The sequence below is a fragment of the Candidatus Aquicultor secundus genome (assembly GCF_002791875.1).
In the GTDB taxonomy this organism is placed as follows: Bacteria; Actinomycetota; Aquicultoria; order Aquicultorales; family Aquicultoraceae; genus Aquicultor_A; species Aquicultor_A secundus.
Window position 1 is genome coordinate 1 of the sequence record NZ_PFNG01000085.1, and the last position, 470, is coordinate 470.

Sequence of the window (470 nt, forward strand, 5' to 3'; positions counted from 1 at the left end):
CAGGAGGGTCTAAGCTTAGACAAGCCAAAGTGAGACAGACGGTTTATAGGCGGTTGGTATTTGTTTGATACATGCTTGGTAGATATGATACATGCTTGGTAAACGCTTCTTAGAAAGGTGGATCAAAGCTTAGACAAGCTCAGTGGCAGAAGTGCGTGAGTGCCCGCTAGATTCTTCGCTTCGCTCAGAATGACAATTAGTTACGGTTTGGTTTTAGATGAATGCTGACAGCTGACAGCTGACAGCTATTAAAAGGGAGAACTAACTTGCAGCTACCGCGCGTTGTGATCTCGGCTCCGCATAGGAGTTCGGGGAAGACGACATTAAGTATAGGGCTGTGCGCCGCATTGACCAAGGCGGGTTATACCGTGCAGCCGTTTAAAAAAGGGCCGGATTATATCGACCCCATGTGGCTGTCGGCCGCAACGGGCAGGGAGTGCCGTAACCTCGATCTTTTTATGATAGGCGAG

At 49.1% G+C, this 470-nt stretch carries 1 protein-coding gene; it reads left to right on the forward strand.

Going from position 1 to position 470, the window contains the following annotated elements; all coding sequences use genetic code 11:
• Positions 1-266: 266 nt before the first annotated feature.
• The coding region (locus tag COY37_RS03385; RefSeq protein ID WP_286976096.1) for a nucleotide-binding protein at positions 267-470 on the forward strand (204 nt) is incomplete at its 3' end.